The organism is Streptomyces sp. SudanB5_2050, assembly GCF_964272335.1.
GTDB classification, from domain to species: domain Bacteria; phylum Actinomycetota; class Actinomycetes; order Streptomycetales; family Streptomycetaceae; genus Streptomyces; species Streptomyces rochei.
The window spans coordinates 5,790,487-5,808,687 of the sequence record NZ_OZ186760.1; the positions used below are offsets into that span (position 1 = coordinate 5,790,487).

Sequence of the window (18,201 nt, forward strand, 5' to 3'; positions counted from 1 at the left end):
CTTCCGGTCCGACCGTGCGCGCAACTCCCCGGGGAACGCCCATTTCTTTCCGATAAGGCGTCAATTGCGACGGGGTGAGCGATCACCCTTTCGTGTGCTTTTCACCAAAGACCTCAAGGGAGTTGGGAACGGCGCCGACAAAGGATGCGTGACTACCCTTGCGCACTCCATGATGACCGCCGCCCGCTCCGCCGACTCCGGCCTCACGAACCCGGGCGAACTCGACCGCTACCCCTTCGCGGAGACGCCCACCGTCGACCGCATGGGGGCGCCCGCCTGGGAAGGGGCGGAGTCCGAGCTGGGCCGCGTGGGCCGGCGCACCGCGGGCAGCCGTGGCCGCGGCCTGCACGGACAACTCGTCCAGCAGCTGGGACAGATGATCGTTTCGGGCGACCTGGGTGCCGACCGTCCGCTGGTGCCCGAGGAGATCGGCCAGCGTTTCGAGGTGTCCCGCACCGTCGTGCGCGAGTCCCTCCGCGTCCTGGAGGCCAAGGGGCTGGTCAGCGCCCGCCCCAATGTCGGCACCCGGGTGCGCCCCGTCAGTGACTGGAACCTGCTCGACCCGGACATCATCGAGTGGCGGGCCTTCGGGCCGCAGCGCGACGACCAGCGCCGGGAGCTGAGCGAGCTGCGTTCGACGATCGAGCCGCTGGCCGCGCGCCTCGCCGCGGGGCACGGACGCGAGGACGTGCAGCAGCGCCTGTCCGACATGGTCGGGATCATGGGACACGCCATGCAGCAGGGTGACGCGCTCACCTTCTCCCGTGCCGACGCCGAGTTCCACACGCTCCTCATCCAGATCGCGGGCAACCGCATGCTCGACCACCTCTCCGGCATCGTCTCCGCCGCCCTCCACGTCTCCGGCGGCCCGGTCACCGGCTGTGACCGGCCCAACGACGTGTCTCTGGCGCAGCACGGCAGGATCGTCGACGCCCTCGCCACCGGGGACGGGGCGGCGGCCGAGTCCGCCATGCGCCAGCTGCTGACCGTCCACCCCGAGGTGGAGCGTGTGGTGCCCGCCCCGCGCGAGCACTGACCGCGTTCCGCCGGACCGGCGCGGGCCGGGCACGCCAGACCCCTCCTATGGCCGTGGCCGGCCGGTTCGCCGCCGTCGTCGGACCCCGTGGAATCCGTCGTGATCCCACGGGGTCCGACGATGCGATGAGAGGCTGAGCCTCCCGGCGTGGCCGGGGGAGTCCCCTCCACTGTCCTTCTAGCGCCCTTCGACGACCCTCTTTGCTCGTGTCTGACCGGTTTTGAACGCTTACGGGGTGTGACTCGGGCCACGCGGATTGGGCGTAACGCTCGTGGGAACAACGCGATGACCTAAGAGGTGACAGCCGCGGAGGGAATACGGACGCCGTTCACGGCGCTGTGCAACTCCCCGGCCTCCGCCCGCGCCGTCGGCCCATTCCAAGCCGGCGGTCGGCCCGTGTCCGCCATGGACGGGGCCGGAAGCCGTTTTCCAACGTTCCGAGAGGTTGTTCGTGTCGGCCAGCACATCCCGTACGCTCCCGCCGGAGATCGCCGAGTCCGTCTCTGTCATGGCGCTCATTGAGCGGGGAAAGGCTGAGGGGCAGATCGCCGGCGACGACGTGCGTCGGGCCTTCGAAGCTGACCAGATTCCGGCCACTCAGTGGAAGAACGTACTGCGCAGCCTCAACCAGATCCTCGAGGAAGAGGGTGTGACGCTGATGGTCAGTGCCGCGGAGCCCAAGCGCACCCGAAAGAGCGTCGCAGCGAAGAGTCCCGCCAAGCGCACCGCCACCAAGACGGTCGCGGCGAAGACGGTGACCAGCAGGAAGACCGCCGCGCCCGCCGCGCCGGCGGCCCCCGCCACCACCGCGGCCGAGGAAGAGGCGGAGGCGCCCGTCAAGAAGGCCGCCGCCAAGAAGACGACCGCCAAGAAGGCCGCGGCGAAGAAGACCACCGCCAAGAAGACGGCGGCCAAGAAGACCACCGCCAAGAAGGACGACGCGGAGCTTCTCGAGGACGAGGCGATCGAGGAGCCGAAGGCCGCCGCCGAGGAGCCCGAGGGCACCGAGAACGCGGGCTTCGTGCTGTCCGACGAGGACGAGGACGACGCTCCGGCCCAGCAGGTCGCCGCGGCCGGCGCCACCGCCGACCCGGTCAAGGACTACCTCAAGCAGATCGGCAAGGTCCCCCTGCTCAACGCCGAGCAGGAGGTCGAGCTGGCCAAGCGCATCGAGGCGGGCCTGTTCGCCGAGGACAAGCTGGCGAACGCCGACAAGCTGGCGCCCAAGCTCAAGCGCGAGCTGGAGATCATCGCCGAGGACGGCCGCCGCGCCAAGAACCACCTCCTGGAGGCCAACCTCCGCCTGGTGGTCTCCCTGGCCAAGCGCTACACCGGCCGCGGCATGCTCTTCCTGGACCTCATCCAGGAGGGCAACCTCGGTCTGATCCGCGCGGTCGAGAAGTTCGACTACACCAAGGGCTACAAGTTCTCCACGTACGCCACCTGGTGGATCCGTCAGGCGATCACCCGCGCCATGGCCGACCAGGCCCGCACCATCCGCATCCCGGTGCACATGGTCGAGGTCATCAACAAGCTCGCGCGCGTGCAGCGGCAGATGCTCCAGGACCTGGGCCGCGAGCCCACCCCGGAGGAGCTGGCCAAGGAGCTCGACATGACCCCGGAGAAGGTCATCGAGGTCCAGAAGTACGGCCGCGAGCCCATCTCGCTCCACACCCCGCTGGGCGAGGACGGCGACAGCGAGTTCGGTGACCTCATCGAGGACTCCGAGGCGGTCGTCCCGGCCGACGCGGTCAGCTTCACCCTGCTGCAGGAGCAGCTGCACTCCGTTCTCGACACCCTGTCCGAGCGCGAGGCGGGCGTCGTCTCCATGCGCTTCGGTCTCACCGACGGTCAGCCGAAGACCCTCGACGAGATCGGCAAGGTGTACGGGGTCACGCGCGAGCGGATCCGCCAGATCGAGTCGAAGACGATGTCGAAGCTGCGCCACCCGTCGCGCTCCCAGGTGCTGCGCGACTACCTCGACTAGTCACCGCCCCTTCGGCCGGGGCACGGTCGCGGACGTGACGAGGCCCGGTTCCCCAGGCGGGGGACCGGGCCTCGGTGTCGATCAGCGGGTGCGCGCCGCGCCGGGCTGGATCACCCTGGGTGTTCCATCACCACCCAGAGTGAGGAGCCTGCATGCGTCGCCTCTTTGCCCGGGCCCTGGCCCGGCCGCTGGTCCTGGCGGCCGCGGCGACCGCGATACCGCTCGCGTCCGCCGCCCCCGCGTCCGCCGACAGCATCGTCGTCGGGGGCTTCCCGGTCGAAGTGTCCGACAGTCCGTGGACCGTTGCCCTGTCCAGCCGTGACCGGTTCGGAGGTACGCGGGCGGGCCAGTTCTGCGGGGGAGTGGCCGTCGGCCGCACCACCGTCCTCACGGCGGCCCACTGCCTCGCCGAGGAGGTTCTCGGCTCGCCGCCCGAGCAGGTGCGCGACCTCAGCGTCATCGTCGGCCGCACGGACCTGCTCTCCGACCAGGGCCGTGAGATCCCCGTCCGCGACGTCTGGGTGAACCCGGCGCACGACGACGTCAGCAACGCCGGTGACTTCGCCGTGCTCACGCTCTCCGAAGACCTGCCCGCCGGCTCGGCCATAGGGATGGCGGCCGAGGGGGACCCCGCCTACGGGCCGGACACGACGGCCCTCGTCTACGGCTGGGGGGACACCTCGGGGGCCGGGGACTACGCCACCAGCCTGCGGGCGGCACGCGTACGGGTCCTGCCCGACGCGTCGTGCGAGCGGGCGTACCCGGGGAGTGACGACGGGCGCTACCTGGCCGACACCATGCTCTGTGCCGGTGAGGACGCCGGCGGTCGCGACGCCTGCCAGGGGGACAGCGGTGGGCCGCTGGTCGCTCAGGGCCGGCTCATCGGCCTCGTGTCCTGGGGAAGCGGCTGCGGGCGTCCGGGCAGTCCCGGGGTGTACACCCGTGTCTCCGCCGTACTGCGGACGCTGGGCTGGGACGACCCCGCCGCCGCACGGGGGAGCGGATCGAAGGGGGCCTGACGGCCTCCTGGAGCCCACCGGACACGCGCACGGGCGGCCGCCCCTCGATGGGAGGGGCGGCCGCCCGTTGCTCGGCTTGTGCCGGGTCGGCTCGTCGTCGGGCGCGTCGCGTCAGCGCTCTTCCTCGGAGGAGGATCCCGGAACGGCGGTCAGCCGCTCCGTCTCGTCCTGTATCTCAGCGGCGATCTTCTTGAGTTCCGGCTCGAACTTGCGCCCGTGGTGGGCGCAGAAGAGCAGTTCTCCGCCGCTCAGCAGGACGACGCGCAGGTATGCCTGGGCGCCGCAGCGGTCGCAGCGATCAGCGGCCGTCAGCGGGCTTGCGGAAGTCAGAACAGTAGTCACGTCGCCTCTTCTCTAGCTCGACGAGCTGTCGTACCAGGGTCAACATCCAACCAGCCCCAAAACGTTCCCGCTCGTGGCTTTTCCTCGAAAAAAATTTCCGAGGGGCCGGCTGTTGCCGGTTGGCGGCGAATGTGCCGTATTGCGTGTCTGTGTGTCGTACGGGTTCGCGCAGTCGGTCAGTGTCGGTCCCGCCGGCTGGGTTGCCGGTTTGTTCATGAGGACGTGCCCGGAGCCTAAATGGTTCATGCCTCGATGGGAACGTGATGTGTACTTCACCCCATCGAGGGATCGAACAAGCATGCGACGCTGGACTAGGGTGAGTCCGCGACGAGGGTGGCGTGACAACGGCTCTACCAGGGCTCGGTACCCTCTGACCGGTGAACCGAGCCGCGCCTTTACCCAGCGGGGCCCCATCTGAAATTCAGCGAGGAGCGAACCGCGTGACCGCCGAGACATCCGTGCCGTCCACTGCGCTGCTGGCAGGAGCAGACCGGGACGGGTCCAACTACACCGCGCGGCACCTGCTCGTCCTCGAGGGTCTCGAGGCCGTGCGCAAGCGTCCGGGCATGTACATCGGATCGACCGACAGCCGTGGCCTGATGCACTGCCTGTGGGAGATCATCGACAACTCCGTCGACGAGGCCCTGGGCGGCTACTGCGACCACATCGAGGTGATCCTCCACGACGACGCGTCGGTCGAGGTCCGGGACAACGGCCGGGGCATCCCGGTGGACGTCGAGCCGAAGACCGGCCTCTCCGGTGTCGAGGTCGTCATGACCAAACTGCACGCCGGAGGCAAGTTCGGCGGCGGCTCCTACGCCGCCTCCGGCGGTCTGCACGGTGTCGGTGCCTCCGTGGTGAACGCCCTGTCCAGCCGGCTGGACATCGAGGTGGACCGCGACGGGTACACGCACTCCATCAGCTTCCGGCGCGGCGTTCCCGGCGCCTTCAAGGGAACGGGCCCGGACGCCGGCTTCGAGGCCGGGAGCGGGCTGCGCAAGGCCAGGAAGAAGATGCCCAAGACCCGCACCGGCACCCGCGTGCGGTACTGGGCCGACCGGCAGATCTTCCTCAAGGACGCCAAGCTCTCCCTGGAGAATCTGCACCAGCGGGCCCGCCAGACCGCCTTCCTGGTCCCCGGGCTGACCATCGTCGTCCGTGACGAGTTCGGCCTCGGCGACGGCGGCAGCAAGGGCGAGGAGTCCTTCCGCTTCGACGGCGGCATCAGCGAGTTCTGCGAGTTCCTGGCCGGCGACCGGCCCGTCTGCGACGTCCTGCGCTTCACCGGGCAGGGCAGCTTCAAGGAGACGGTCCCCGTGCTCGACGAGCACGGCCAGATGACGCCCACCGAGGTGACGCGCGAGCTCGGCGTCGACGTCGCGATGCGCTGGGGCACCGGGTACGACACCACGGTCAAGTCGTTCGTCAACATCATCGCCACGCCCAAGGGCGGCACCCACGTCGCCGGCTTCGAGCAGGCGGTGGCGAAGACGATGAACGAGGCGCTGCGGGCCAAGAAGCTCCTGCGCGTCGCCGAGGACGACATCGTCAAGGACGACGCCCTGGAGGGCCTCACGGCGGTCGTCACGGTCCGCCTCGCCGAGCCGCAGTTCGAGGGGCAGACCAAGGAGGTCCTCGGCACCTCGGCGGCCCGCCGGATCGTGAACAACGTGATCAGCAAGGAGCTGAAGGCCTTCCTGACCTCCACCAAGCGTGACGCGGCCCAGCAGGCCCGCGTGGTCATGGAGAAGGCCGTCGCCGCGGCCCGCACCCGCATCGCCGCCCGTCAGCACAAGGACGCCCAGCGCCGCAAGACGGCCCTGGAGTCCTCCTCGCTGCCCGCGAAGCTCGCCGACTGCCGCAGCGACGACGTCGACCGCAGCGAGCTGTTCATCGTCGAGGGGGACTCCGCCCTGGGTACGGCGAAGCTCGCCCGGAACTCCGAGTTCCAGGCGCTGCTGCCGATCCGCGGCAAGATCCTCAACGTCCAGAAGTCGTCCGTGACCGACATGCTGAAGAACGCCGAGTGCGGCGCGATCATCCAGGTCATAGGGGCCGGCTCGGGCCGTACCTTCGACATCGACGCGGCCCGGTACGGCAAGATCATCATGATGACCGACGCCGATGTCGACGGTTCCCACATCCGCACCCTGCTGCTCACCCTCTTCCACCGCTACATGCGGCCCATGGTGGAGGCGGGGCGGGTCTTCGCCGCGGTGCCGCCGCTGCACCGCATCGAGCTGGTCCAGCCGAAGAAGGGCCAGGACAAGTACGTCTACACGTACTCGGACCGGGAGCTGCGTGACACGCTCATGGAGTTCCAGACCAAGAACATCCGGTACAAGGACTCCATCCAGCGCTACAAGGGCCTGGGCGAGATGGACGCCGACCAGCTGGCGGAGACGACCATGGACCCCCGCCGCCGTACCCTGCGCCGGATCAACCTCACCGACCTGGAATCCGCGGAGCAGGTCTTCGACCTGCTGATGGGCAACGACGTCGCTCCCCGCAAGGAGTTCATCTCCAGTTCGGCGGCGACGCTGGACCGGTCGCGCATCGACGCGTGACCGTGCGTGACCGCACGACCTGAGCCGGGCCCGGTGCGCACACCGGTCCCGGCCCTCTCACCGGGAACCGGGCCGCGTGCGGCTCGGTCACCTGATGGGGTGAAGTGCGGAGGGAAGAAGAGTCGGGGATCTTCCCGTTCTGTCCATCCTTGGGCATGCAGTCAAGCAACGATCGCCTCCGTGGCCCCGGAGGCGGTTCTGAGAACGCGGTCGGCCGTCGCGGCACCGCGGACCTGGCCCCCGGCGAGGCGTCCGCGAGCCCGGCCTACGACGACCCGTGGTACGACGCCCTGGCCTCCGGCTGGGGCGAGTCGGCCGGAGCGCGCGTCCCGGAGCCGGCGTCGCCGCCGACACCACCGGAGGCGGCGGGGCCGCCGCCGCGGGCCGCGGCCGACGTCTACCTGGAGGTGCAGCGCAGCGCGGCGTTCCAGGAGGTCCGCAGCCGGTACCGGCGGTTCGTGATCCCGGCGGTGGCCGCGTTCTTCGTCTGGTACGTCGCCTATGTGGTGGCCGCCACCACGGCGCCCGCGCTGATGGCCCGGCCGGTGGCCGGATCGGTGAACGTGGCGATGCTCGCCGGCCTCGGCCAGTTCCTCACCACGTTCCTGCTCACCTGGGCGTACGCCCGGCACGCGAGGCTGCGCAGGGACCGGGCCGCGCTCGAACTGCGCTGGGACACCCAGGAACTGACGCGCGGGGTGCGGGGCGGTGCGTCGTGACGGGTGATCACCAGACCCTCGCACTGCTGCTGTTCAGCACCTTCGTCGCCGTCACCCTGGGGATCACGACCTGGGTGAGCCGTCAACGCCACGGCTCGGCCGAGGAGTTCTACGCGGGCGGCCGGTTGTTCTCCCCGATGGAGAATGGTTTTGCCATCGCCGGTGACTACATGTCGGCGGCCTCCTTCCTCGGCATCTCGGGCGTCATCGCGCTCTACGGCTACGACGGCATGCTCTACTCGGTGGGCTTCCTCGTCGCCTGGCTCGTTGTGCTGTTCCTCGTCGCGGAACTGGTGCGCAACTGCGGGCGGTTCACCCTCGCCGACGTCGTGGCGGCCCGGATGAGCGAGCGGCCGGTCCGGATCGCGGCCGGCACGTCCTCGGTCACCGTGTCCGTCATGTATCTCGTGGCCCAGATGGTGGGCGCGGGCAGTCTCGTCGCCCTGCTGCTCGGCGGCACGACCGAGACCGCGCGGACCTGGACCGTCATCGGCGTCGGCGCCCTCATGGTGATCTACGTGTCGCTGGGCGGCATGCGGGCCACCACCTGGATCCAGATCGTGAAGGCGGTGCTGCTGCTCGGCGGCACCGTCGCGCTGACCGCGCTCGTGCTCGTCCGCTTCCACGGCGACCTCGACTGGCTGCTGCGCACGGCGGCCGAACGCAGCGGTCACGGCGAGGCGTTCCTGGCCCCCGGGCTGGCGTACGGCGGGGACTGGACCTCGCGCTTCGACTTCATCAGCCTGGGTCTCGCCCTGGTGCTGGGCACGGCCGGGCTGCCGCACATCCTGTCCCGCTTCTACACCGTGCCCACCGCCCGGGCCGCGAGACGGTCGGTCGTCTGGTCCATCGGCCTCATCGGAGGCTTCTACCTGATGACGATCGTGCTGGGCTTCGGCGCGGCGGCCCTGGTCGGCCCGGACGCCGTACGGGCGTCGAACGCCGCCGGGAACACGGCGGTTCCGCTGCTCGCTCTGGACCTGGGCGGCGGCGCGGGATCCACCGGGGGTACGGTCCTGTTCGCGGTCGTGGCCGCCGTAGCGTTCGCCACGATCCTCGCGGTGGTCGCCGGCGTCACCCTGGCCTCCTCCGCCTCCGTGGCCCACGACCTGTACGCCTCCCTGCGGCGCCGGGGCGCGAAGCCGCGCAGCGAGGTCGCCGTCGCCCGCGTCGCCGCCGTCGGGATCGGCGCGGTCGCGATCGCCCTCGGTCTGCTCGCCCGCGATCTCAACGTGGCGTTCCTGGTGGGCCTCGCCTTCGCGGTCGCCGCGTCCGCGAACCTGCCGGTGCTCCTCTACTCGCTGTTCTGGCGCGGCTTCACCACGCGGGGGGCCGTGTGGGCCGTCTACGGGGGCCTCGTGCCCGCGGTGGCGCTGGTCCTGCTGTCACCCGTGGTGTCGGGCAGCCCGCAGTCGCTCTTCCCGGGCGCCGACTTCCAGTTCTTCCCGCTGCAGAATCCGGGTCTGGTGTCGATCCCGCTGGGTTTCCTGGCCGGCTGGATCGGCACGGTCACCTCGCCCGAGGTCCCGGACGCGGGCAAGCACGCCGAGACGGAGGTCCGGTCACTGACCGGCGCGGGAGCCGTGTAGACGGCGGTGCCGGCCGCCGCGGGACCATCGGGGGCGGCCCCGCACCCTCAGGCGCGGGTCGCCCACACGTACCGGTGCTCGGGGCGGCCCGCGTCCCCGTACTTCAGGGTCAGCCTGGCCCGGCCCGTGCGCTCCAGGAGCTTCAGATAGCGCTGTGCCGTCTGGCGGCTCACCCCGGTGCGTTCGGCGATCTCCTGGGCGGAGAGCGCGCCGTCGGCCTTCATCAGGCACTGGCGTACCAGCTCGGCGGTGGTGGGGGAGTGCCCCTTGGGGAGTCCCGGCTCCGACGGAGCCGAGAGGGCGCCGAAGATCCGGTCCACCTCCGCCTGTTCCGCCTCGCCGCCACCGTCGAGCGTGCGCCGCAGCTCCGCGTACGCCTCCAGTTTGGCGCGCAGGCCCGCGAAGGCGAACGGCTTGACCAGGTACTGCAGCGCTCCCTGGCGCATCGCCGCCTGGACCGTCGACACGTCCCGCGCCGCCGTCACCATGATCACGTCGGTCTGGTGCCCGAGGCGCCGCATCTCCTGCACGACCTCGAGACCGGTGCGGTCGGGCAGGTAGTGGTCCAGCAGGATCAGGTCCACGCGGGGCAGTGCCTCCACGCGGCGCAAGGCGTCCAGCGCGCTGTGCGCCTGCCCGGCGACGTGGAAGCCCGGCACCTTCTCGACGTAGGCGGCGTTGACCCGCGCGACCCGCGTGTCGTCGTCCACGACCAGGACCTCGATCATCGGGACTCCTCCTCGGCAGTGGGGTGGACGTGGGCGGGCACGGCGGGGGACGCGACGGCGGACGGCAGGTCCGGCTCTGCCGGGCGAGGGCCGCTCGCGTTCGGATCGCTCGCGTTCGGATCGCTCGGGCCCGGATCGGTCGGATCCGGGCCGCTCGGGTCCGGTCCGCTCCGGCCCGGTCCGGTCGGGTCCGGTTCGGTCAGGGCCTCGGGCAGGACGACGACGAACTCCGCGCCGCCGCCGTGCGCCTCGCCGACCGTGGCGCTGCCGCCCTGCCGTTCGGCGAGCCTGCGCACCAGGGACAGCCCGATGCCCCGCTGCCGGTGCGCCGGCGGCTCCTTGGTGGACCAGCCCTCCGTGAACACCCGCTCGCGGTGTTCCGCGGGGACACCGGGCCCGGTGTCCCGTACCCGGAGCGTGACGGCGCGGCCCCGCGCGCGCAGTTCGACCTCGACACGCGCGTGCGGCGCTCCCGCGACGGCGTCGAGCGCGTTGTCGACCAGATTGCCCACGACGGTCACGAGCCCGCGGGGATCGACGAGGCGGTCCGGCAGCCGCGTCCGCTCGGACACCCACAGGGCCACTCCCCGTTCCGTCGCCACGGTCGCCTTGCCGACCAGCAGGGCGGCGAGGAGCGGGTCCTGGACGCGCTCGGTGATCTGCTCCGCGGTGACCCGGTGCTCGCCCACCACCTCACCGACGAACTCCACGGCGTCGTCGTACATCTCCAGCTCGAGCAGCCCCAGCAGGGTGTGCATGCGGTTGGCGTGCTCGTGGTCCTGCGCGCGCAGGGCGTCGATCAGGCCGCGCGTCGAGTCCAGCTCCCGTCCGAGCTGCTCCAGCTCGGTGCGGTCGCGCAGCGTGGCGACGGCGCCACCGTCGTCGGTCGGCATCCGGTTGGCGACCAGGACCCGCTGGCCCCGCACCGTCAGCAGGTCGGTGCCGGTCACCCGGCCGGCCAGGACGTCGGCCGTCCGCCCGGCGCCCAGCGCCTCGTCCGGGGAGCGGCCCACGGCTTCGCCGCCGATGCCCAGCAGGCGCTGCGCCTCGTCGTTGAGCAGACGCACCCGGCCCCCGCGGTCCAGGGCGACCACCCCCTCCCGAATGCCGTGCAGCATCGCCTCGCGCTCCGCCAGCAGCCCGGCGATGTCCGAGAAGGCCAGGTCACGGGTCTGCCGCTGTACCCGGCGCGAGATGAGCCAGGCGGCCAGCGCGCCGACGGCCAGGGCGCCGCCGGCGTACGCGAACAGACCGGGAATGGCGTGGATCAGCCGCGCCCGGACGCTGTCGTAGGCGATCCCGACGGAGACCGCGCCGACCACGTCGCCGTCGGCCTCGCGCAGGGGCACCTTCCCGCGCGCCGACCGGCCCAGGGTGCCCTCGTCGATCTCCATGACCTCACGGCCGGCCAGGGCCTGCCCGGGGTCGGTCGAGACGGTCTCGCCCACCCGCTCCGGGTCGGTGTGCGACCAGCGCACGCCCCGCCGGTCCATCACGACGACGTACTCCGCCCCGGTGGCCTCGCGAATCCGTTCGGCCTCCCGCTGCACCGGGCCGCCCGCCGTCGGCGGGGTGTCGCGCACGTCCTCGGCGATCTGCGGCTGCTGCGCCGTGGTCTGCGCGATCGCGAGGGCCCGGCGCATCGCCTGGTCGTCCAGCTGGTCGCCGAGCGGCGCCAGGAACAGCCCGGTCGCGAGCACGGCGACTCCCGCGGCGATCGCCAGCTGCATCAGCAGCACCTGCGAGAACACCCGCCGGGGCAGGCCGAGGCGCAGGCGGCGGACGGGGGGAGTGGAGCTCATACCCACGACGGTACGTGGCGGGGGAGGGCGGACCGTAGAGGGGTGTGGCGCGGATCTCCTGATCGTCGCAGGCCGGACGGGGCCCGGCCGACATCCGCGCCCCCGGAAGCCGGAAGCCGGAAGCCGGAAGCCGGAAGCCGCAGGCTCGTGATGCCGGCCCGGGCCGGGCAGGCGGGCACTCCCCGGGGCGCCGGTCAGCTCGCGAGCGCCGCCGTCACCGACAGCTCACGCACCCCCGTGACCTCCATACGGGCCGGCGAACCCAGTACCGCCGCGCCGCAGCTCTCCGGGCGGGGTGGGGCCGACGCGCCCTGCGCGACGCCGACCCGCCAGTGCCGGCCGTCGGCGTGGGCCACGGTCACCTCCCAGCGCGGCGCGGCGCCGTCCGTCCGTACGACGCTCAGCGACTGGGCCGCGACCTCGCCCACCGCGGAGCGAACGGCCAGCTCCGCGGCCTGCCCCGGTCGCTCCCACGCGGTGTTGCCGCGGCACCCCTCGACCACGATCCGCCCCTCCCGCGCACCGTGCAGGATCTCCTTGACCGAGTGGGCCTGGACCCGGCCGTACGCGTATCCGTGGGGCAGTACGAGCACCGTCGGGGAGAAGCGGTGACCACCCAGATGGGTGACCTCCCAGACGCCCTCGGCGCCGGACGCGGCGAGTTCCGCCGCCAGGGGCCGCCCCAGGAGTGCGCAGCACCGGTCGCGCTTGCCGTTGGTGCAGACGAGGACGAGGGGGTCCCCGGTGTGCGGGCCCCCGTCCAGCACCGCGTCGAAGGTGCGGCCGTCGCCCCTGCCCAGCGCGGCGAAGTCGAGGCCGAGCAGCTGATGGGGATCGGTGAGTGTGGTGGTGCGCACCCACACGTTCCCCGGGGTGGTGTGCGCCGCATACACACGGCGCACCGCGGGGGTGCCGCGGTCCGCGTGCCGGCCGGGGCGGCGGATGAGGGCGACGCGTACGTCCGTACCCTTCACCGCGGCTTCCAGGGCGCGCCCGAGCGTGGTGTCCAGGTGGCTCGAAGTGAGTGCCTTGGCGCCCCAGGGGCCGGGCTGTTCGAGCAGCAGCCAGGTCCTCGCGACGGGTGCGGTGCCCGCAACGGGCTCGTCGAGGTCCCGGGAGACGGTTGAGCACGTACTCACAGAGGTGAGCCTAACCTGACTTGCCTCCCTCGGCTCACAGCTGCGGTCGAGCGCTGCTCCGGTCGTGGCGGAGACCCCGGAACGGTGCCGCGACGCGAACGGCCCGGTGCCGTTCGGGCGCCAGGCCGGGTCGTAGGAGCGTCGAGCGAGGACGGGGTGCCGGATCGCTCGCCGGGTGGGACGTCCGGCGCGGGTGACGGTGGGTGCGCCGGAGACGTGGGTGGCGAGGTCAGGCGTCCGGGATGTCGGCCTTCGCGCGGATCAGGGTTTCCCGGCTCACGACGACGATGCGTTCGTAGTCGGCGCGGGCGGCGTCGGCGGGCAGCTCCCGCTCCAGCGCCTCGGTGGCCTCGGTGCCGATGACCGCGAAATTGCCGTCGCTCAGTTCGAACACGTCGGGGCAGTTGGCCCCCGAGGCACTGCCGCGGGCACTGGGGGGCACACCGATGCGGCGCACGATTTTCAAGGGGTACCGGTCCTTCGGGATCTGGGCACACAACAAGTGGGAGCAGATTACTGGTGTGCCAGGGGCGGGCGGGGTCGCAGGACCGAAATGTCACCCGGTGGGTCGCCGTCCGCATGCGTGCTGACGGGCACGTCGCGGACGGCGGCGGCGCTCGGCGGGAGGCCGAGCACTCAGGAGGACGGAGGGGTGCCCACCACCCACCACTCGTCCGTGTCCGCGTCGTCCAGGTCGCTGATGAGACCGTCCACCAGGCGACCGATCCGTGCTTCGTCGGACGACTGCTTCAGGGTCGCCCGCTGCCCCCGCGACGCCTCCCAGTACTCGCGCATCACCGGGTTCTGGAACAGCTCGCGGGCGTGTCCGTAGAGCTCTTCCTGGTCCACGAGCCCCGCCCGGTAGAGGTGGTACAGGTTGATGTACCAGGCGTTGGCGTAGAAGTACTGGCGGCGCTTCTCCGCCGGGATGTCGGGAGCGTACGTGTCGATCACCGAGGCGAGTGACGGGTCGTCGATCGCCCGCGACAGCAGCTCCCAGTGCATGCGCTGCTGGTGCGCCAGCGCCCGACGGCGCGAGGCGGTCTCCTCCAGTTCGAGCCGTCGTACGCGCAGCCGTTCCGCTTCCAGCGCGCGCTGTCGCGCGGCCAGCGTCAACCCGGCCGTGGCGACCAGCAGACCGGTCGCGGCGGAGCCGAACCTCCCCGTGATCTTTTTCCGTGTGACCATGTCAACCCCCGAATCAGGCGACCGCCCGCCGGTCGTCGAGTGCGGGTCGGCTGACGGGGACCGGCGAGCGATGGGCGGCGCGTGCCGCCTCCAGGGTGCCGAGCGGCGCTGATCGGCGGGGAGGCGGAGAGGAGGCGCACGGAGGGAAGCGAGGGTCGCACGGTCCGGCGCCTTGTCCACACGTCTGCCCAGCCAGCGGCGCTAACAATCGTTCACTCCGCGTCGGTCGCGGCGGCTCGTATCCTGAACAGGCAGTTCCGTACGTGGGAGTACGCCCCGGCACGGGCCGGCGTACGCGAGGTGGAGAGAGAGGTCGCACGGTGGGGCAGCGCCCGACTCGGCAGCGGATCCCGGTCGTCGTACTCGCCGGGTTCCTCGGCTCCGGCAAGACCACGCTCCTCAACCACCTCCTGCACCGCAGCGGAGGCAGCCGCATCGGCGCCGTCGTCAACGACTTCGGGGCGATCGAGATCGACGCGATGGCCGTCGCCGGCGCGCTCGGCGACTCCACCGTCTCGCTCGGCAACGGATGCCTGTGCTGCGCCGTCGACGCCGGTGAACTCGACGGCTACCTCGAACGGCTGGCCCGGCCCGAAACCGGCATCGACGTCATCGTCATCGAGGCCAGCGGCCTCGCCGAGCCGCAGGAACTCGTGCGCATGGTGCTCGCCAGCGAGCTGCCGGGGGTCGTCTACGGCGGGCTGGTCGAGGTCGTCGACGCGGCCGAGTTCGACGCCACGCGCGCGAAGCACCCCGAGATCGACCGGCACCTGGCGCTCGCCGACCTCGTCGTCGTCAACAAGACCGACCGGGCACCGGACGCCGAGCGCGTCCTCGCCCTCGTCCGCTCGCTCGCCGACCGCGCCGCCGTCGTGCCCGCGACCTACGGCCGCATCGATCCGGAGTTCCTCTACGACTGCCGGCCGAGCGAGGAGCGCGTGGGGCAGCTGTCCTTCGACGACCTGCACGACCACTCCGCGCACGGCGCGTACGCCGAGCACCTGCACGCCGCCTACGACACGCTGTCGTTCGTCTCCGACCTCCCGCTCGACCCGCGCGGGCTCATGCGCTTCCTCGACAGCCGCCCCGAGGGCCTGTACCGGATCAAGGGCTACGTCGACTTCGGCCCGCACGACAGGCGGAACCGGTACGCCGTCCACGCCGTCGGCCGCTTCCTGCGCTTCTACCCCGAGCCCTGGCCGCCCGGCGAGGACCGCCGCACCCAGCTCGTCCTCATCGGGTCCGGCATCGACGCCCCCGCCCTGAGCAAGGAACTCGACGCGTGCCGCAGCGATGCCCCGCACGCCGACGAGCACGGCATGTGGGGCGTCCTGCGCTACGTACCGGATCCGGAGGACGGGGAGCCGGGCGGCGAGGAACCGCCGCCCTCGGCTTCCCCCGCCTTCCCGGGCTAGAAGGGACCGGCCACCACCGACACCGTCTTCGGCAGCGAGACGCCCGAGCCGTCGCGGCGCGGGTCGATGTCCGGGAGCTGGGCCGGGGAGCCGTTCTTCTGGGCCGCGAGCGCCGGGGTGGCGCCGGCCCACGCGAAGGCCAGGCAGTCCTCGCCCTTCAGGAACCGCTGGCAGCGCACCCCGCCGGTGGCCCTCCCCTTGCGCGGATACTGGTCGAACGGGGTGAGCTTGGCCGTGGTCTGGACGGAGTCGTCCAGCGTGCCGCGGGAGCCGGCGACCGTGAAGACCACCGCGTCGGCTGCCGGGTCGACCGCCGTGAAGGAGATGACCTTCGCCCCCTCGGCGAGCTTGATGCCGGCCACGCCGCCCGCCGGACGGCCCTGAGGGCGGACCTGGGACGCCTGGTAGCGCAGCAGTTGCGCGTCGTCCGTGATGAAGACCAGGTCTTCCTCGCCGGTGCGCAGCTCGACGCCGCCGACGATGCGGTCACCCTCCTTGAGGGTGATGACCTCCAGCTCGTCCTTGTTGGACGGGTAGTCCGGCACCACCCGCTTGACGACGCCCTGTTCCGTGCCGAGCGCCAGACCCGGCGAGGACTCGTCCAGCGTGGTCAGGCAGACGACCGTCTCGTCGTCCTCCAGGGACACGAACTCCGCGAGCGGCGCGCCGCCCGACAGATTCGGCGTCTCCATGGACTCCGGCAGCTGGGGGAGGTCCACCACGTTCACCCGCAGCAGCCGCCCGGCGGAGGTCACCACGCCGACCTCGCCGCGGGCGGTGGCGGGCACCGCGGAGACGATCAGGTCGTGCTTGACCCGCTTGGCCTTGGCGTCCGTGGCGAGGGGCCGGTCGTCGGCCGTGCGGGCGAGCAGCCCCGTCGAGGACAGCAGCACCCGGCAGGGGTCGTCGGCGACCTGGAGCGGGACGGCGGCCACCGGAGCGCCGGAGGACTCCAGCAGGAGCGTGCGGCGGTCGGTGCCGAACTTCTTGGCGACGGCGGCCAGTTCGGCGGAGACCAGCTTGCGCAGCTCCGCGTCCGAGTCGAGGATCCTGGTCAGCTCCTCGATCTCCGCGTTGAGCCGGTCCTTCTCGGACTCCAGCTCGACGCGGTCGTACTTGGTGAGCCGGCGCAGCGGCGTGTCCAGGATGTACTGGGTCTGGACCTCGCTCAGCGAGAAGCGCTCCATCAGGCGCTGCTTGGCCTCGGCGGAGTTCTCGCTGGAGCGGATGAGGCGGATGACCTCGTCGATGTCCACCAGCGCGACGAGCAGACCCTCGACCAGGTGCAGGCGGTCCCGGCGCTTGCCGCGACGGAACTCGCTGCGCCGCCGCACCACGTCGAAGCGGTGGTCGAGGTAGACCTCCAGCAGCTCCTTGAGGCCCAGGGTGAGGGGCTGGCCGTCCACCAGGGCGACGTTGTTGATGCCGAAGGACTCCTCCATCGGCGTCAGCTTGTAGAGCTGTTCGAGGACCGCCTCGGGCACGAAGCCGTTCTTGATCTCGATGACCAGCCGCAGGCCGTGCTCGCGGTCGGTGAGGTCCTTGACGTCCGCGATGCCCTGGAGCTTCTTCGAGCCGACCAGGTCCTTGATCTTGGCGATCACCTTCTCCGGGCCGACCGCGAAGGGCAGCTCGGTGACGACGAGGCCCTTGCGCCGGGCCGTCACGGTCTCCACGGACACCGTGGCGCGGATCTTGAACGTGCCGCGGCCCGTCTCGTAGGCGTCCCGGATGCCGGGCAGGCCGACGATCCGGCCGCCGGTGGGCAGGTCGGGGCCCGGCACGTGCTTCATCAGCGCGTCGAGGTCGGCGTTCGGGTGCCGGATCAGATGCCTGGCGGCCGCGATCACCTCGCGCAGGTTGTGCGGCGGCATGTTCGTGGCCATGCCGACCGCGATGCCCGAGGCGCCGTTGACCAGCAGGTTCGGGAAGGCGGCCGGCAGCGCCACCGGCTCCTGCTCCTGGCCGTCGTAGTTCGGGGCGAAGTCGACGGTGTCCTCGTCGATGGACTCCGTCATCAGGCCGGCGGCATCGGCCATCCGGCACTCGGTGTACCGCATGGCGGCCGGCGGGTCGTCGTTGCCCAGCGAGCCGAAGTTGCCGTGGCCGTCCACCAGGGGCACGCGCATCGAGAAGGACTGGGCCATGCGCACCAGCGCGTCGTAGATCGACGCGTCGCCGTGCGGGTGCAGCTTGCCCATCACCTCGCCGACGACGCGGGCGCACTTCACATAGCCGCGCTCGGGCCTGAGGCCCATCTCGTTCATCTGGTAGACGATGCGGCGGTGCACCGGCTTCAGGCCGTCGCGGGCGTCCGGCAGCGCACGCGAGTAGATGACCGAGTACGCGTACTCGAGGAAGGAGCCCTGCATCTCGTCGACGACGTCGATGTCGAGGATCTTCTCCTCGTACGAGTCGTCGGGCGGCGGGGTCTTCGTACTACGGCGGGCCATCGCTGCCGGCTCCTTGCTGAAGCGTGAACGGTGATCTGACGCGGTCCATTGTGGACCGCGGCACTGACAGCGACCGACCAGGACCCGTCACGGGCTGCCCGGCCCGGCGCTGCCCGCAGGGTACGCCCTCGCCCCGCACACCCGTCCGCGGGCCGCCAACCGCGTTCTCGCTCTCGGCGTACGACGACCGGGAACTCCACCGGTCGCCCGCACGCTT

General features: G+C 71.5%; 14 protein-coding genes. 7 read left to right on the forward strand and 7 right to left on the reverse strand.

The window, feature by feature from the left end:
* Positions 1 to 148 precede the first annotated feature (148 nt).
* The 3 genes from whiH to ACFZP7_RS25855 all read left to right on the forward strand — a co-directional run bounded on the left by whiH (position 149) and on the right by ACFZP7_RS25855 (position 4,042).
* The gene (gene whiH, locus ACFZP7_RS25845; protein ID WP_029393382.1) at positions 149 to 1,036 is read left to right on the forward strand and encodes a sporulation transcriptional regulator WhiH; all 888 of its coding nucleotides are present in this window, start codon (positions 149 to 151) and stop codon (positions 1,034 to 1,036) included.
* A gap of 451 nt (positions 1,037 to 1,487) precedes the next feature.
* Positions 1,488 to 3,023 (forward strand): RNA polymerase sigma factor, encoded by a 1,536-nt coding sequence (locus ACFZP7_RS25850; RefSeq protein WP_031015440.1) that lies wholly within the window; start codon positions 1,488 to 1,490, stop codon positions 3,021 to 3,023.
* Between the two features lie 152 nt (positions 3,024 to 3,175).
* Positions 3,176 to 4,042 (forward strand): trypsin-like serine protease, encoded by an 867-nt coding sequence (locus ACFZP7_RS25855; protein ID WP_031015442.1) that lies wholly within the window; start codon positions 3,176 to 3,178, stop codon positions 4,040 to 4,042.
* A 111-nt stretch (positions 4,043 to 4,153) separates the two neighbouring features.
* Here ACFZP7_RS25855 and ACFZP7_RS25860 read toward each other — a convergent pair whose 3' ends face one another.
* On the reverse strand, positions 4,154 to 4,384 hold the full coding sequence (locus ACFZP7_RS25860; RefSeq protein ID WP_019325822.1) for a hypothetical protein: 231 nt from the start codon (positions 4,382 to 4,384) through the stop codon (positions 4,154 to 4,156).
* A gap of 440 nt (positions 4,385 to 4,824) precedes the next feature.
* Here ACFZP7_RS25860 and ACFZP7_RS25865 point away from each other — a divergent pair, with 440 nt between their 5' ends.
* From ACFZP7_RS25865 to ACFZP7_RS25875, 3 genes are all read left to right on the forward strand, one after another.
* Positions 4,825 to 6,951, forward strand: a complete 2,127-nt coding sequence (locus ACFZP7_RS25865) for a type IIA DNA topoisomerase subunit B (protein ID WP_125773895.1) — start codon at positions 4,825 to 4,827, stop codon at positions 6,949 to 6,951.
* A gap of 155 nt (positions 6,952 to 7,106) precedes the next feature.
* Positions 7,107 to 7,670: a DUF485 domain-containing protein gene (locus ACFZP7_RS25870; RefSeq protein WP_385635986.1), complete on the forward strand. Its 564-nt coding sequence runs from the start codon at positions 7,107 to 7,109 to the stop codon at positions 7,668 to 7,670.
* Positions 7,667 to 9,259, forward strand: coding sequence for a cation acetate symporter (locus ACFZP7_RS25875; RefSeq protein ID WP_385635989.1), 1,593 nt, complete (start codon positions 7,667 to 7,669; stop codon positions 9,257 to 9,259). Before ACFZP7_RS25870 ends, ACFZP7_RS25875 begins: the two co-directional genes overlap by 4 nt.
* Before the next feature lie 47 nt (positions 9,260 to 9,306).
* Here the strand turns inward: ACFZP7_RS25875 and ACFZP7_RS25880 are convergent, their stop codons facing one another.
* The 5 genes from ACFZP7_RS25880 to ACFZP7_RS25900 all read right to left on the reverse strand — a co-directional run bounded on the left by ACFZP7_RS25880 (position 9,307) and on the right by ACFZP7_RS25900 (position 14,116).
* Entirely contained in the window at positions 9,307 to 9,987 is a 681-nt protein-coding gene (locus ACFZP7_RS25880) for a response regulator (RefSeq protein WP_385635991.1), read from the reverse strand.
* On the reverse strand, positions 9,984 to 11,789 hold the full coding sequence (locus ACFZP7_RS25885) for an ATP-binding protein (protein ID WP_385635994.1): 1,806 nt from the start codon (positions 11,787 to 11,789) through the stop codon (positions 9,984 to 9,986). Before ACFZP7_RS25885 ends, ACFZP7_RS25880 begins: the two co-directional genes overlap by 4 nt.
* 194 nt (positions 11,790 to 11,983) lie before the next feature.
* Positions 11,984 to 12,928, reverse strand: coding sequence for a sucrase ferredoxin (locus ACFZP7_RS25890; protein ID WP_385635997.1), 945 nt, complete (start codon positions 12,926 to 12,928; stop codon positions 11,984 to 11,986).
* Between the two features lie 229 nt (positions 12,929 to 13,157).
* Positions 13,158 to 13,394: a hypothetical protein gene (locus tag ACFZP7_RS25895; protein WP_029393384.1), complete on the reverse strand. Its 237-nt coding sequence runs from the start codon at positions 13,392 to 13,394 to the stop codon at positions 13,158 to 13,160.
* Between the two features lie 170 nt (positions 13,395 to 13,564).
* The gene (locus ACFZP7_RS25900; RefSeq protein ID WP_125537655.1) at positions 13,565 to 14,116 is read right to left on the reverse strand and encodes a DUF6082 family protein; all 552 of its coding nucleotides are present in this window, start codon (positions 14,114 to 14,116) and stop codon (positions 13,565 to 13,567) included.
* A gap of 320 nt (positions 14,117 to 14,436) precedes the next feature.
* Between ACFZP7_RS25900 and ACFZP7_RS25905 the strand changes: the two genes are divergently transcribed.
* Positions 14,437 to 15,531 (forward strand): GTP-binding protein, encoded by a 1,095-nt coding sequence (locus ACFZP7_RS25905; RefSeq protein ID WP_031015457.1) that lies wholly within the window; start codon positions 14,437 to 14,439, stop codon positions 15,529 to 15,531.
* Here the strand turns inward: ACFZP7_RS25905 and ACFZP7_RS25910 are convergent.
* Complete coding sequence (locus tag ACFZP7_RS25910; RefSeq protein ID WP_030969201.1) at positions 15,528 to 17,984, reverse strand: DNA topoisomerase (ATP-hydrolyzing) subunit A; 2,457 nt, start codon at positions 17,982 to 17,984, stop codon at positions 15,528 to 15,530. The genes ACFZP7_RS25905 and ACFZP7_RS25910 overlap by 4 nt on opposite strands.
* Between the last annotated feature and the right edge of the window lie 217 nt (positions 17,985 to 18,201).

Bases quoted from the DNA above. Each gene is read 5' to 3' on its own strand.
- ACFZP7_RS25855 (WP_031015442.1), top strand. From the start codon at position 3,176: ATGCGTCGCCTCTTTGCCCGGGCCCTGGCCCGGCCGCTGGTCCTGGCG.
- ACFZP7_RS25870 (WP_385635986.1), top strand. From the start codon at position 7,107: ATGCAGTCAAGCAACGATCGCCTCCGTGGCCCCGGAGGCGGTTCTGAG.
- ACFZP7_RS25880 (WP_385635991.1), bottom strand. From the start codon at position 9,987: ATGATCGAGGTCCTGGTCGTGGACGACGACACGCGGGTCGCGCGGGTC.
- ACFZP7_RS25885 (WP_385635994.1), bottom strand. From the start codon at position 11,789: ATGAGCTCCACTCCCCCCGTCCGCCGCCTGCGCCTCGGCCTGCCCCGG.
- ACFZP7_RS25900 (WP_125537655.1), bottom strand. From the start codon at position 14,116: ATGGTCACACGGAAAAAGATCACGGGGAGGTTCGGCTCCGCCGCGACC.
- ACFZP7_RS25910 (WP_030969201.1), bottom strand. From the start codon at position 17,984: ATGGCCCGCCGTAGTACGAAGACCCCGCCGCCCGACGACTCGTACGAG.